General features: G+C 69.0%; 9 protein-coding genes. 5 read left to right on the forward strand and 4 right to left on the reverse strand.

The window, feature by feature from the left end; all coding sequences use genetic code 11:
* Nucleotides 1–25: 25 nt before the first annotated feature.
* Nucleotides 26–1,447 carry an ABC transporter permease gene (locus VT85_RS08815; protein WP_068413477.1) on the reverse strand — a complete coding sequence of 474 codons (1,422 nt, stop codon included), beginning with the start codon at nucleotides 1,445–1,447 and terminating at the stop codon, nucleotides 26–28.
* Nucleotides 1,448–1,513: 66 nt separating this feature from the next.
* Nucleotides 1,514–2,539: a DUF1559 domain-containing protein gene (locus VT85_RS08820; protein ID WP_068421684.1), complete on the reverse strand. Its 1,026-nt coding sequence runs from the start codon at nucleotides 2,537–2,539 to the stop codon at nucleotides 1,514–1,516.
* A 316-nt stretch (nucleotides 2,540–2,855) separates the two neighbouring features.
* Between VT85_RS08820 and VT85_RS08825 the strand changes: the two genes are divergently transcribed.
* The 4 genes from VT85_RS08825 to VT85_RS08840 all read left to right on the forward strand — a co-directional run bounded on the left by VT85_RS08825 (nucleotide 2,856) and on the right by VT85_RS08840 (nucleotide 10,631).
* On the forward strand, nucleotides 2,856–5,228 hold the full coding sequence (locus VT85_RS08825) for an alpha/beta hydrolase family protein (RefSeq protein WP_156512762.1): 2,373 nt from the start codon (nucleotides 2,856–2,858) through the stop codon (nucleotides 5,226–5,228).
* 124 nt (nucleotides 5,229–5,352) lie between these two features.
* Nucleotides 5,353–8,211, forward strand: coding sequence for a hypothetical protein (locus VT85_RS08830; protein WP_068413485.1), 2,859 nt, complete (start codon nucleotides 5,353–5,355; stop codon nucleotides 8,209–8,211).
* A 481-nt stretch (nucleotides 8,212–8,692) separates the two neighbouring features.
* A complete protein-coding gene (locus tag VT85_RS08835) occupies nucleotides 8,693–10,147 on the forward strand; it encodes an enolase C-terminal domain-like protein (RefSeq protein ID WP_231871481.1) in 1,455 nt (484 codons plus the stop codon).
* Between the two features lie 49 nt (nucleotides 10,148–10,196).
* Entirely contained in the window at nucleotides 10,197–10,631 is a 435-nt protein-coding gene (locus VT85_RS08840; protein ID WP_068413488.1) for a hypothetical protein, read from the forward strand.
* Nucleotides 10,632–10,650: 19 nt separating this feature from the next.
* On the opposite strand, the gene VT85_RS08845 is transcribed toward VT85_RS08840, so the two are convergent.
* Nucleotides 10,651–10,875, reverse strand: a complete 225-nt coding sequence (locus tag VT85_RS08845) for a DUF542 domain-containing protein (RefSeq protein ID WP_068413491.1) — start codon at nucleotides 10,873–10,875, stop codon at nucleotides 10,651–10,653.
* A 153-nt stretch (nucleotides 10,876–11,028) separates the two neighbouring features.
* Complete coding sequence (locus VT85_RS08850; protein WP_068413494.1) at nucleotides 11,029–11,814, reverse strand: hypothetical protein; 786 nt, start codon at nucleotides 11,812–11,814, stop codon at nucleotides 11,029–11,031.
* A 176-nt stretch (nucleotides 11,815–11,990) separates the two neighbouring features.
* Here VT85_RS08850 and VT85_RS08855 point away from each other — a divergent pair, with 176 nt between their 5' ends.
* Nucleotides 11,991–13,181: a DUF1963 domain-containing protein gene (locus VT85_RS08855; RefSeq protein WP_068413497.1), complete on the forward strand. Its 1,191-nt coding sequence runs from the start codon at nucleotides 11,991–11,993 to the stop codon at nucleotides 13,179–13,181.
* Nucleotides 13,182–13,695 lie beyond the last annotated feature (514 nt).

Raw genomic sequence — 13,695 nt, forward strand, 5'->3', positions numbered from 1 at the left:
GTCTCTGGAGCCGTCTATCTGTCGGTTAGGACGCCCGGACGCGGGAGACCGCGACCAGCGCCAGGATCGTCGACGCCGCGCACCAGCCCGCCAGGACCGCCAGGTCGGGCCAGCGCCGCGACGCGACCCGGCCGAATCCGGGGGCGGTGTAGCTGAAGTCGGGGACCTTGGCCCAGAGGTCTCCCCCGGCGATGTATTCGCCCCCGGCCGCTTTCCCGTGCTCGGTGATGTCGTCGTTCATCTCCTTGATGATCACCCGCCGATAGCGCTCGGCGGCGTCGGCGAAGTCGCGATGCTGGGCCGGGTCGGTCCCCGCCATCGCCATCGAGAGCGACCTCACGGCGAGCAGGGGGGACCCCAGGGCCGCCGCGCGCTGGACGTCGTCCTGCCGCGCGAACGAATCCCAGAGCGCCGCGTAATGGGCGTCGAAGACGCGATATCCGTGCTCTTCCGCCTCCTGCAAGGCGATCCCGGCGAAGCCCACCGGCAGGTCCTCCATGCGGTCGACCCCGTATTGCTTCATCACCCGGGCTTTGAGCGCGAGGGCTTTGGGGTCCGACGGGTCGTGGGCGTTCACGCCTTGCTTGAGCTCGCGGTCGATCGCCTGGCCGAAGCTCAGGGCCGACGGCGTCGGGTGAATCCTCCTGGCGACGTCGACGGCCAGCCGGGGGATGATCAGGCCGTTGGCGATCCAGAAGGCGAGCAGGACGAGCAGCGCCGTACGCGCCGAGCCCGCCCAGGCCGACACGGCGATCGCGACGCCGATGAACACCCCGTAGTAGAGCAGGTAGCCGACGGCCATCGTCGCCATGCGGGGCAGCTCAGACGCCAGCGGCCCGGCGCCGGCCGCCGTCCCCAGCGCCAGCACGCCCGCCACGATCGCGGGGACGAGGAGCATGCCGAGCACGCCGGCGATCCCCAGGGCCTTGCCCAACGCGAGGTCTCGCGGCCGAACCCCCAGGCTCAGGACCTGGCGGAGCGTCCCCTGGTCGCGCTCGCCCGCGAACGCGGGGAACGCCAGCAGGATGATCAGGAGCGGGAGGAGCAGTTGCAACACGGCCGCCGCGCTCAGCTCCCCGAACCGGGCGACGGCCGTGGCGTCCTGCGCGGGTCGGTACTTGAACTCGTTCTGCTTGTGCGCCTCAAGCCAGACGGCGACCCCGGTGTAGGCGTCGACCCCCGGGTCCACCAGCGACAGCGGCGGCTTCGGCTTGAACCCATACGTCCCATAGTGGGCCGCCGAGTGCGGATTCTTCGACCCCTGGTCCAGCCACTGCCGGCGGGTCGCCCGGGTCGCCTCCTGGTGCTGGGCGTCCACGTCGCGGTGATGCTTCCATCCCATCGCCAGCGAGGCCAGGAGCAGGATCGTCACGACGACGGCCGCCCCCCGGAAGCGGCCGTCGCGCGCCATCTCGGTGAACTCTTTCCGGGCGATCCGGGCGATCATACCAGCGGCTCCGGGGGAGGGGAGGATCGGTCGTCTCGGGCGACGGGTCCGGTTTGCGTTTCCGATTCAGAACGAATCCGACGACACGACCTCGCCGCCGGCGCGGGTGCCGAGCGCCGCCCAGGTCGTGGGGGCGATGGAATCCTTGACGAACCTCACGGTGCCGTCGCCGAAGAGGACGTTGACGCCCCCGCTGTGGTAGCTGCGCCCCGTCTTCCAGGCGTAATCGCTCCCCCGCAGGCAGTCGTACGTCTTCGAGTTGGGCGGCAGGAAATGCGTATACAGCGCGTGGCGGAAGTCCCCCTGCGCCCAACTGCCCCCGCGCTGGCCGTTGAAATAGCCGGACGAGCCGGCCGCGGCCGACTGGCACTCGGCGAGCGTCAGGTTGGCGGGCGGGAGGTCGGTGATGCCGACGGCCGGCTGCTGGGCCATCACCTCCCTGGGGTTGATCGACGTCCCGGCCGCGACGTTGAACCCCCCCGGCCCCAGGATGCTCTCGGTCATCCAGGCCGTCTGGCTCAATCCGTCCGAGATCGCCGCGAAGGTCACCCCGGAGTTGTAATAGAAGCAGCCGTCGGGATTGTTGTGCATCCCCGAGCCCCCCGGCATCCCGTCCCCGGCGCTCGCCATGTAGTTCGCCGGGGCGAACCCCGCCTGGACGACCCGCGCGGTATCGCTCGGGCACAGGAAGGCCGAGATCTGCGTGGCGTACAGGCTGCTGTTCGCCGGGGAGATGCTGCCGTCGGGCAGGTAGATCGGATGGTTGAAATTCAACGCCCCGAAGATGGGCGTCTGCTCCAGGAACGGGGCCAGCATCGCCAGCGCCGAGTAGCGGTAATGCTCGCCCCCCTCGCCGGTCGGATACCAGTAATTCCCCTTCTGCGCCACGATGGCCCCGTAGGGCAGGCGCCCCAGGGAATCATGATAGTTGTGCAGCGCGATCCCCAACTGCTTCAAATTGTTGGTGCACTGGATCCGCCGGGCCGCCTCCCGCGCCGCCTGCACGGCGGGGAGCAGGAGGGCGATCAGGACCGCGATGATCGCGATCACCACCAGCAGCTCGATCAGCGTAAAACCGCGACGCTTTGCCATCTCGCCCCCCTCCGCCATCGGCCCCGATCATCCCGAAGCCCGGCCCGGTAACACAAAGATAGCGATCGTAATATCGGCGGGAAAGGGGCGACCTTGGCCCTTTTTCAGATTTCCCGCCCCGGCGGCCGGGAAGGATGCACGCGCGAAGGGAGCGTCGAATCTATTTTTCTTCATATCATTAATTTTTCCGTGCGTCATCCGGAACGTCCGACCAGGTATCGGGGTGTGGGACGCCGGAGGAATTGTGATGCCGGACGGGCTTCGCGCCCGTACGATCGAGCCGACGAAGTTCGAAGTCCCCGGAGGTTCGACGCCGATGCGACCTTTCAGCAGTCCCGCGACAACGTCCCGCATCGCCCTCTGGGGCCTGACAATCCTCGCGGGGCTCGTCGCCTCGGCGTCCGCGCGGGCCGACGGGCCGAGGCCGGACCCGGGGTACAGGACGATCGGACCGCCGATCGCCGGGACGAGCCTGCTCGATCGGCCCGGGGATCTCGCCGATCAGCTCGTCGCGGGGGCCGACCGCTTCCTGCTCCGCATGATCGACGAATCGAAGGCCGGGCGGGCCTCGCACTGGAAGCGCGACGTCTCCTCGGCCGACGCCTACGCGAAGTCGATCGAGCCCAACCGCAGGCGGCTGGCGCACATCCTGGGCGTCCGCGACCCTCGCGTCCCCTTCGACTTCCCCGACCGGGTCCAGGGCGAGGGTCATGCGTCGTTCAAGGGCGACGGGCTCGAAATCCACTCCGTCCGGTGGCCGGTGATCGGCGACGTGACGGGTGAAGGCTTGCTGATCATTCCCAGGCCGGAAGGCCGATCGAGGAGCGTGGTCGTCGTCCTCCCCGACGCCGACCAGACGCCCGAGCAGCTCGCCGGGTTGGCCCCCGGACTGCCGCCGGAACGGCAGGTCGCCAGGCGCCTCGCAGAGAGCGGGGCGACCGTCTTCTCGCCCGTGCTGATCGACCGCGCCGTCGCCCCTCGCATGGGGGGGGTGAAGCTGACCAGCCGCGAGTTCCTCCATCGCCCCGCCTTCGTGATGGGGCGGACCCTGATCGGCTACGAGGTCCAGAAGGTCCTGGCGCTCGTGGACCATCTGGCCGCCGAGGACGCGAAGAATCCCGACTCGAAGCGACGGATCGGCGTCTTCGGATACGGCGAAGGGGGGGGCGTCGCGCTCGCCGCCGCGGCCCTCGACCCCAGGATCGACGCCGCCTGCGTGAGCGGCTATTTCGACGACCGCGACGACGTCTGGCGGCAGCCCCTCGATCGCAACGTCTTCGGGCTCCTCGACCAGTTCGGCGACGCCGAACTCGCCTCGATGGTCGCGCCCCGGCCGCTCGTCGTCGAGGCGTCGGCGGCGCCCGCGTTCGTCTATGAGCCGGGGCAGGGGGGGGCGCCGGGGCGGATCGCCTCGCCGAAGCTCGAAACCGTCCGGGCGGAAGCCGAGCGGGCCCGCAAGCTGGTCGAGGGCCTCGCCCCGTCCTCCGCCCTCTCCGTCGTCGTCAGCGGCGACGACGGCCAGGGGCCGTTCGGCGGCGAACCCGCCCTCGCCGCGCTGCTGGCCGCGCTCGAACCGGGCCGCACGCTCGCGCCGGTCGGCCCGCCCCTCCAGGTCCCGGCCGGATCCGCGGGCGACCCCGCCGCCCGCCAGGCGCGGCAGCTCCACGAGATCGACCGTCACACGCAGCAGCTCCTCGTCGACGGAGCCGACGTGCGGCGGGAGTTCATGAAGGACCTCGACACCCGCTCGATCGAGGCCTACGCAAAGTCGGTCGAACCGTATCGCGAGCGGTTCGCGACCGAGACGATCGGCCGGTTCGACGTCGAGCCGCTGCCGCCGAACGTCCAGTCCCGCCAGATCTTCGACGAGCCGACGTTCACCGGCTACGAGGTGGTCATGGACGTCTTCCCCGACCTCTTCGCATCGGGAATCCTCCTGGTCCCGAAGGGGATCAAGGAGGGGGAGAGGCGCCCGGTGGTGGTCTGCCAGCACGGCCTGGAAGGGCGGCCGACGGACCTCGCCGACCCGAACGTCGAGAACCCGGCCTACCACAAGTTCGCCGTCCGGCTGACGGAACGGGGCTTCATCACGTTTTCACCCCAGAACCTGTACCTCTTCGAGGATCGGTTCCGCACCCTCCAGCGCAAGGCGAACCCGCTCGGCAAGACCCTGTTCTCGATGATCGTCCCCCAGCATCGTCAGATCACGGAATGGCTCAAGACGCTGCCGCAGGCCGACCCGGCTCGGATCGGCTTCTACGGCCTGAGCTACGGCGGGAAGTCGGCCATGCGGATCCCGCCGCTCGTCGAGAACTACCGCCTCTCCATCTGCTCGGCCGACTTCAACGAATGGGTCTGGAAGAACGCCTCCACGCGCAGCCCCTACAGCTACGTGCGCACCATGGAGTACGAGATCTTCGAGTTCGACCTGGGGAGCACGTTCAACTACGCGGAGATGGCGGCCCTGATCGCCCCTCGCCCGTTCATGGTCGAGCGCGGCCATTACGACGGGGTGTCGTCCGACGAGGCCGTGGCGTACGAATTCGCCAAGGTCTTCAACCTCTACGACGCCCGGCTCAAGATCGGCGACCGCTGCGAGATAGAAGTCTTCGACGGCCCCCACACGATCAACGGCCGGGGGACGTTCCGGTTCCTGCACAGGCACCTGAACCACCCCGAGCCGGAGTGACGCGAGGGACGAGGACCGCCGCGACGGGGGCTCGACAGGAGGGGCCGCCTCAAGTAACGTCGCGGTAAGGGGCGGCCGACGCCCCTTCCTCCCTCCCCCTGGGCTCACACCGCGAGGCCCCCCGATGAGACACCTCCTGGTCGTCGTTCTCCTGGCGCTGGCCGCCGACGTCTCGAGCACGCGCGCGGAGGTCGTTCTCGATCTCGGCGCCGCCCGGCTCGTCATCGATGATGCGGGGCGGGCGGGGCCGCTCACCTTCCAGGACGGCGCCGCCTGGCCGGTCGCGAAGGAGCCCGCATTCCAGCTTTCGCGGCCGGAAGGCGTCGCGACGCCGAAGTCCGTGTCCCTCGCCGGCGATCGCCTGGCCGTGGAGTTCGACGATGAGAGCCGGGCGGAATTCCAGGTGACGACCGGGCCGGGCGTCGCCGTGTTCCGCCTGGCGAAGTTCGATCCGAAGGCCCCGGTGGAGACCTTCCGCCTCTTCCGCCTCGCGGCGCCGGCGGGCGTGCGGATCGGTCAATCGCTGAACGCGGCCTCCACGAAGGATTGGGCGGCGGCCGTCATGACCGCCGAGCCCAAAGTGAACGCGTTCCCCGAGACGACCGACGGCGCGACGACCCTCAACGCCGCCTCCTACGCCAGGCACGGCCTGGAACCGGCCGCGTTCGGGATCGTCGCGGCGCCGACCTCGGAGCTGCCCGCCGCGGTCGAGCGGTTCGAACATCTCGCCGGGCTCCCCAGCCCGAAGCTGGAAGGCGTCTGGAACAAGGTCTCGCCGGCCATCCGGCGGTCGTACTTCTTCCTGACCAATTTCCGGGAGTCGCAGTTCGACGAGGCCCTCGCCCTCGCGAAGCGGGGCGGATTCGACGTGATCCTGATCGGCCAGGAGTCCTGGGCCAGCGGGACCGGCCATTACGAGATCGACCGCACCCGCTTCCCCGACGGTCTCGACGGCCTCAAGCGCACGATCGACCGCTTCAAGGCGGCGGGGTTCAAGGTCGGCCTGCACTTCCTCGGCCCCTCGGTCTACCCGCCCGACGCCTACCTCACGCCGGTCCCCGACCCCCGTCTGGTCCAGGGCGCGGCGACGACTCTCGCGGCCGACGTCGCGGCGGACGACGATTTCCTGCCCACCGCCGACGCCCCCGCGGCCTTCCCCGAGAAGGACGGCGGCTACGAAGGCGCGGGGACCATCCTGAAAGTCGGCGACGAGTTGATCGCGTACGGCGGGCGATCGCTGGTGGCCCCGCTGGGCTTCACGAAGTGCCGCCGTGGCCACCTGGGCACGAAGGTCTCGGCCCACAAGAAGGGCGAGCGGGTCGCGCACCTCGTCCGAGCGTACGGCTATCATATGTTCGACATGGACACGACGCTCCTCGACGAGGTCGCCGCCAACTTCGCGCGGGTCGCCAACGCGTGCGCGATCGACATGATCTACTTCGACGGCTCGGAACGGCTCCAGGGCGAGCACTGGTACTACAACGCCCGGCTTCACAAGGCGTTCTGGGACCGCCTGGAGAACAAGGACATCCTTCTCCAGGCCAGCAGCTACAGCCCGTATTCCTGGCACCTGATGGCCCGGAGCGCGTCGGCCGACGGCCACGGCGACCTGAAGGGGTATCTCGACGAGCGCTCGCCCTGGTTCGACGCCTTCGAGCGCGACGCGCTGCCGCTCGACATCGGCTGGTATTACGGGTACGACCCCGAGTCCACGCTCGACCAGTACGAATACATCCTGGGCGCGACGATCGGCTACCAGTCGTCGATGTCGTTCCAGGTCTCGGTGGACGCGGCGGCGGCCCACCCGTTCACGGGGCCGCTCCTCGACCTGATCGCGCGATACGAGCGGTTGCGGCTCTCGGGACGCGTCCCCGCCGACGTGAAGGCCCTGTTCCGCATCGACCCGAAGCTCGGCGGAACGAGAGTGGGCGATCAGCGGGCGGATCAGCTCGCCCTGCGCCGGGAGTTCCGACTCGTCGGCCCCGAGGGTGCCGAGGCGTTCCAGCGCGTCGTCTACGATCCCTGGCATGAAATCCAGACGAAAGCCGACCTGGAATCGACCTGGCCCGTCCGGGTCGTCGACGGTCCGGCCCGCGTCGGATTCTGGGTCCACGTCCAGCCCGGCCCCTGGCTCGACGCCGGACCTTCGTACCGCGATCCCCAGGCGCTCGCGCTGGAGACGTTCGACGATCTCGCCCCTTACGCCGCCGACCCCGCCGCCCGCCGCAACGTCCCGAAGCTGGAGCCCGGCGAGGCCGGCGCCACGTCCCCCGGCGTGACCCAGCGGGTCGAGCTCCGTCGCGACGGCCCCAGCGGTAGCGGCTCCTATGCGCTCTACTCCGCGACGAGCCCGCCGAAGGCCGCTGCCGAGCCGGCCGGGTGGTCGGTGATCCAGAAGTCGTTCCCGGAACCGATCGACCTGTCGTGGCACAGGGCGATCGGCTTCTGGATGCAGGGCGACGGCCGCGGCGGCGCCCTGAAGGTCCAGCTCCGCGACACCAGCCCGACGGCGGCGATGGACTATTACGTGAACAATGATTTCGTCGGCTGGCGCTATCAACAGCTCGAACGTCCGGCCCAGGACGCGATCGACTACCGCCGCGTCCAGGGCCTGCTCTTCTACTACAACGGCCTCCCCGCCGAGACCACCGTCACCTGCGGCGTCGACGGCGTGAAGGCCCTGCGCTCGCTCGACACCCCCGGGATCGTCGATCCCTGGGTCGAGGTCGACGGTAAGCGGCTGGAGTGGAAAGGGAAGCTCGAACAGGGCCAGTACCTCGCCGTCCGGCCCGGCGAGCCGTCCGCCCGCTACGCGCCCCGGACGAAGGCCCCCGAACTCTCCGCCGAACCGTCCACGACTCTCGAACTCCCCGCCGGCCGCGAATCCACCGTCCGCTTCGGCTGCCGCGGCGAACTCGCCGCCCCGGTGCGCGTCCGCGTAACCTTGCAGCCCCCGGAGCGACACGGAATCCCCGCCCCCTAACGTCCTTCCCCCCTCGCGGGGGAAGTGGCCCGCAGGGCCGGATGAGGGGGAAGACGAGTACGGAAGCCGACGGCGTACACTCGGGGCTGGCTTGCGAATTTCGACGGCCCCCGTGCTCGTCCTCCCCCTCATCTGACCCCTTCGGGGTCTGTCTTCCCCCACGAGGGGGGAAGACCGTTATTGAGCACGGAGACCGTCGTCGTCTCGGTCGGCCGGATCGCGAACTCCGACGGCTTCCCGGCGCGTCACCCCCTCATCTGACCCCTTCGGGGTCTGTCTTCCCCCGCGAGGTGGGAAGACCGTTATTGAGCCCGGAGGCCCCCTAACCCCCCGGGGAGGCGGTCGGAAGGAGTCATCTGGTCCGCTCGCCCCTTGCCGCTCCGTTGGTCTCCTGGCACATTGAGGGCCGCGTCGCGAGGCCGACTTTCGCGGTCGGCTCGTGGACCTGAGTTCGCAGGCGATCCGAACGGAAGATCCCACCATGACGAATCCGACCCGGCGCGACTTCCTGGGAACGGCGGCTTTCGCCTCGATGCTCGGCTCGAACGGCTTCTCCGGCGGGGCCGTCGCCTCGGCGGTGGTCCCGAGGCCGACCGACATCGGCATCGAGGACGTCAGCTATGGGTACGAGGATTATCGGTATCGGACGCCGATCAAGTTCGGCGGGACGGTCGTCGATCGCGCGACGATCCTGAACGTCACGTGCGTGGTCAAGACGCGGGACGGCCGCATCGCGAAGGGGTTCGGGTCGATGCCGATGGGGAACGTCTGGTCGTTCCCCTCGAAGGTGCTGACGTACGACGCCACGCTGGCCGCGATGAAGGACCTGGCCGAGCGGATCGGCAAGATCACCGCCGCGTACGACGGGACCGCCCATCCCATCGACGTCAACCGGGACCTGGATCCCGAGTACCTCAAGGCCGCCGCCGAGACCACCCGCGCGCTCGGCCTGGCCGAGCCGATCCCGAAGCTCTGCACGCTGACCGTCGCCAGCGCCTTCGACGCCGCGATCCACGACGCCTTCGGCAAGGTCCACGGCCGCAGCTGCTACCAGACCTACGGGCCGGACTTCATGGCGAACGACCTCTCCGCCTACCTCGGCCCGGACTTCCGGGGCGAGTACGCCAGCCGGTACGTCACCGAACACCCCAAGCCCCGCATGCCGATGTACCACCTCGTCGGGGCCGTCGACGCGATCACCGACGCCGACGTCAAGACGCGGATCGGCGACGGGCTCCCCGAGACGCTCCCCGAATGGATCGCCCGCGACGGCCTGACGAACATCAAGATCAAGCTCAACGGCGAGGACCTGGACTGGGACGTCGACCGCGTCCTGAGCGTCGAACGCGCGGCCGCCGAAGCCCAGGCCCGGCGCGGGGTGACGGAATGGGTCTACTCGCTCGACTTCAATGAGAAGGCCCCGAACGTCGGCTACCTCATGGAGTTCATCCGGCTCGCGAAGGAGAAGACGCCCGACGGATTCCGGCGCATCCAGTACATCGAGCAGCCGACCGCGCGCGACCTCCACGCCTCGCCGTCGCACGCGATGGACGAGGCCTCGCGCGTGCTCCCCGTCGTGGCCGACGAATCCCTCACCGACGTCGAGAGCCTGATCCTGGCCCGCGATCGGGGCTACACGGGCGCCGCGCTCAAGGCGTGCAAGGGGCAGAGCCACGCGCTCCTGCTGGCCGCCGCCGCCCAGAAGTTCGGGATGTTCCTCTGCGTCCAGGACCTCACCTGCCCGGGCGCCTCGCTGATCCATTCCGCCGGGCTCTCGGCCCACATCCCCACCGTCCGGGCCATCGAGGCCAACGCCCGCCAGTACATGCCCGAGGCGAACCGAGCGTGGGAGAAGCGCTTCCCGGGCCTCTTCATCGTGAAGGACGGGACGATGGAAACGGGCCTCCTCACCGGTCCCGGCCTGGGCGCGGTCTGACCTCGTCGGCGACGCCTCCCCGGCCCCTCGATTTCTCCAGGAGATCGCGATGATCCCGTATTCCCAGTTCGGCCTCCTGCGGTTGCGCCCGTTTCGTCCCGAGGCGGAGGTCGTCGAGCTGGACGACTGGGAGTACGAGGGCCGCTGCTGGGTCGGGGAGGCGATCAAATTCTCGGAGTGGCTGCGGCCCGAGGAGAAGCCGGAGGCGCTCGGGTCGCTGAGCCTCGATTTCGACGAGTTCCCGGCTCCTGCGGCGGATCGCGTGCTGGAGGCCCTCGACCTGCCCGTCCGGGCGGGGATGACGTTCGAGGAGTTGAAAGCCGTTCTGGGCGAGCCCGTCGAGACGCTGCGGTTCAGCCCGAACAAGGTCACCTACGAATTCCTGACCGCCGGGGCCGAGCCTTACCAGGTCTCGTGCACGGTCAAGAACCAAGGCGGCCTGAGCTACCTCGGCGTCATGATCCCGGCCGGGCGCGCCGAGTAGCCCGAGGAACCGTCGGGCCTCACGTCGTCGCGTCCCCGGGCCGGTCGCCACGGCCGGAAGCGTCGAGCACGCGAAGCAGCCGCGTGAGGACGGCCTCGGGATCGAGCCCGCTCTCCCGGCAGGCGTAGGCCAGCGACTTGCCGCCGCAATGCTGGTCGACGCCCAGCTCCTGGAACACCGCCTCGGTCTCGGGATGGTCGATCACCCAGTCCGGTACCGAGCTGTCCAGGTCGCATCCGGTCATCGCGTCGCTCCTCACCAATCAAAATAAAAGCTAGTATCGATTTAACACCACATCCTGAGCCGAGAAATCACAAGGAGCGCCCAGGCGGCGGGGCGCTGACGAATTCATCTGACGTGGCCTGAGAGGCCGTTCGGAAGCCTGGCGACGCGGCGATCACGGTCGGGTCGCCGGCATCGTCCTGAGCAGGTCGATCATCGCCTGTTGGCTCACTCGCAAGACCCCCTGGTGGGCCCGATCCAGGTCGAGGATGAGATAGAGCACCACGGCGAAGGCCAGCGACAGCATCAGCATCTCGGGCGATCGCCTGGTCTCCGACAGGCCCGCCTGGTAGCCTACCGACGCAATCCCGATGAAGGCCAGGCAGAAGAGCGAGAGCCAGATGCTCAGGGGGATGCGACTCCGGAGCCCTACGAGCACCCGCGTGGCATGCAGGTCGATCGTCGCATTCAGCGACTGGATGAAGAGCCCCGTCATGATCGACGAAGGGTTCCCGTCGGCGACGACCACCGTTCGCGACCAGAGTTGCTCGTGCAGTTCCTGCGACCGGGCGATCACCCCGGCGATCCTGGTCTCCGTCACGCCATGCGCGCGAAGCTCCGTGTACTCCCGGAGCAAGTCCATGATCTCGGACCGCTGCGGCTCGGGCAAGAGTCGAGCGCGCAGGTACGTCGTGCCGATCGCGTTCGCCTCTTCGAGGACGACCTGACGTCGTGCGTCGAATCGGGCCGCCGCGAAACCGAAGGTGAACGCGAGCATGAAGGCCAGGAGGCCGAGGATCGATCCCACCATCGCGGCGACCGGCGCGACCTTCTCCGCCGTCGAGAGCGAGAACCGCCATCGACCAAGGCGATAGCCGGACTCCATGGCGAGCATGCCGACGGCGACCGCCGCCGGCAGGAAGAGCCAGAGCGGAATCCAATCCAGCGCCGCGTATTCCATCGGGCCTCCGACGTCTCGCTCAGGTCTCGATCCGACCCCACGGAGATCCACCCATTCGTCATTATGGCGCGTCGCGAGCGACGAGGGCAGGGGCTGGCCGTTGAACCAAGGCATTCGGCGTGGGAAGTTAGGCCCGGATCTGGTGCAGGCCCGAGACGATCGAAGGAGGCTGAGGGATGAGCGGTCTGACCGACGCATTGGTCGCGCATTGTCGAGCGAAGCCCGGCGCGACCCCCGGAGAGCAGGACGATTTCAAGCTCCTCGGGGGCTTCCTCGACACCTTCGCCCGGTTCTACCGCAACGACGACCCGCCGGCGATGATGGTCCGCTGCCCCGACGACGTGCGCCGGCGCCTGGCCGCGTCCCATGCCGGCGTCGTCGTCTCGGAACGCATGCACTGGGAGACCGTGGGCTGGACCTGGACCGACGTCCCCGTGGACGGCTCGATCCCGGTCGAGACGCTGATCGGGCTGATCGAGACGTCGCACGATCTCCTGTACGACGATCTCGACGAGCCCAGAAGGTTCCTGATCCAGCTGCTCGCCCGCGGCGCGACGCCGGCCGAAGCCCTCGCGGCCCTGATCGAGAACGCCGGGCTGGAAGGTCGTCGCGGCGAGATCGAGGGGCTGGCGCGCCCGGCCTTCGCGATCATCACGAACGCGCCCCGCGACGACGAGCCGCCGATCGGGACGACGCGGATCGGCGGTCGCCCCGACCTGGGCGATTCGACCGAATGGCCCCGCTACGAGGACGGCCGCCCCATGACCTTCCTCGCGCAGATCAACCTCGCCGAACTCCCCGAAGGGGCCGACCGCGGCCCGCTCCCCCCGGCCGGGCTCCTCTCGATCTTCTCGGCCTGGGGCTGGCAGGTCGAGGACGACGCCGACCCCCATCCGCCCGAAGGCGACCCGACCCCGGACTGGACCCGCATCGTTTACGCCGAGGACCCGTCGACGCTCACGCGCAGTCCCACGCCCGAAGGGCTGAACGAATTCCCGGCCGCCCCGGGCGAGCCGGTCCCAATCATCGCCCTCCCCAGCAGCGCCGAGGAGCCGGCGGTCAAGGCGCTCGAATGGGACGAGGAGACCTGGAACGCCTTCTATGAGGCCGTGCTCAATCCCTTCACCTTCCTCCAGGCGATGACGATCGGCCGCCCCCTGGACAGCAAGCTGCTGGGATACGCCGACTTCATCCAGGATTTCGACCCCGCCGCCGACGACGGCCGAAGCCTCCTCTTCCAGCTCGGCAGCGACGATCAGGCCGCGATGTGCTGGGGAGACGGCGGCTGCCTCTACTTCTTCGCCGATCCCGAAGGCCTCGCCCGCGGCGACTTCTCGCGAATCCACTCCGCCTTTCAATGCGGCTGACCGCCATTGCCTTGATGACTCGCCTCTGCGGAGCGGCCCTGGGTGCCACGGGCCGGTGATCGAGGCAATTTGGTATGACCGCCGCTCCCATCCGGCGACGAACTCCGACCCTCCTCCGCACGGAACGCGCATCATGTCGCACTGTGCAAGTAGGGGGCGGTGCGCCCGGAACCGTCGCGTCGGTCCCGCACCTTGGTTTGGACCACGCCCCGTCGGCGGCGTCCTCTCCAGCCAACCCGAGAATGCAGGAAGAGAATGGCCGAACCAAGCCAATCCCAACGCTCGAAAATCAATGACAAACCGTTTCAGGAATGCATCTTGCGTCCGATGGCTTCGATCGTCGGCCCCGCCGATCGAAGCCAATTTTCGGGAGACTCCTCACTTCACACCACCGAGCACCGACGAAAGGCCTCGGGTGCCATTGGTTCCGCGAACGCGCGGAGCGGCCGGGAGTTCGGGCGACGGCACGGGACTGGCCCGACGCCGATCCACGCGTTCGCGGAACCCGTGGCCC

The sequence above is a fragment of the Planctomyces sp. SH-PL62 genome (assembly GCF_001610895.1).
In the GTDB taxonomy this organism is placed as follows: Bacteria; Planctomycetota; Planctomycetia; order Isosphaerales; family Isosphaeraceae; genus Paludisphaera.